The organism is Streptomyces viridosporus (assembly GCF_002078235.1).
In the GTDB taxonomy this organism is placed as follows: domain Bacteria; phylum Actinomycetota; class Actinomycetes; order Streptomycetales; family Streptomycetaceae; genus Streptomyces; species Streptomyces viridosporus.
The window spans coordinates 1-1,078 of record NZ_MSGP01000230.1; the positions used below are offsets into that span (position 1 = coordinate 1).

Genomic DNA, 1,078 nt, shown 5'->3' on the forward strand with positions numbered 1-1,078 from the left:
GGCCGGGGCCGGGCCGACCGGGCCGACCGGATCGACCCCTCCGGCGTGTTTGCCGACTTGTCGACACCTGGGGGCCGATTTCCGGATCCGTTGTGAAGGCAGGCTCCCCGGACGCGTAGCTTTAACGACAACACGCGTCGGTAGGAGCAGTCTTGGCACGGAAGATCGGCAGCCGGTACACCGCCCACCAGATCCTCGGACGGGGCAGCGCCGGCACGGTGTGGCTGGGCGAGGGCCCCGAGGGGCCCGTCGCCATCAAGCTGCTGCGTGAGGACCTCGCCTCCGACCAGGAGCTCGTCGGCCGCTTCGTGCAGGAGCGGACGGCGCTGCTCGGCCTGGAGCATCCGCACGTCGTCTCCGTACGCGACCTGGTGGTCGACGGCAACGACCTCGCCCTGGTCATGGACCTGGTCCGCGGCACGGACCTGCGCACCCGCCTCGACCGGGAGCGGCGCCTCGCGCCCGAGGCGGCGGTGGCGATCGTCGCCGACGTCGCGGACGGGCTGGCCGCGGCGCACGCGGCGGGGGTCGTGCACCGGGACGTCAAGCCGGAGAACGTGCTGCTGGACATGCAGGGCCCGCTGGGGCCGGGCGGCTCGCACCGCGCGCTGCTGACGGACTTCGGTGTGGCCAAACTCATCGACACCCCGCGCCGGACCCGGGCCACGAAGATCATCGGGACGCCGGACTACCTGGCCCCGGAGATCGTGGAGGGCCTGCCGCCGCGCGCGTCGGTCGACATCTACGCGCTGGCCACGGTCCTGTACGAGCTGCTCGCGGGCTTCACGCCGTTCGGCGGCGGGCACCCCGGGGCGGTCCTGCGCCGCCACGTCACCGAGACGGTGGTCCCGCTCCCCGGCATCCCCGACGAGCTGTGGCAGCTGCTGGTGCAGTGCCTGGCCAAGGCCCCGGCGTCGCGGCTGCGCGCCTCCGAGCTGGGCGCGCGGCTGCGGGAGCTGCTGCCGATGCTGGAGGGGATGCCGCCGCTGGACGTGGACGAGCCGGACACCGGCCCGGCGCAGGAGGAGGCGGAGGACGCCCGGGCGCCCGGCCGGGTCCCGGCCGGGCGCCCGGGCGT

The 1,078-nt window shown here is 74.8% G+C and carries 1 protein-coding gene; it reads left to right on the forward strand.

The window, feature by feature from the left end; genetic code table 11:
• Positions 1–152 precede the first annotated feature (152 nt).
• Positions 153–1,078 (forward strand): serine/threonine-protein kinase (locus B7L92_RS17140; RefSeq protein ID WP_081238470.1); only part of this gene is annotated, 926 nt, incomplete at its 3' end.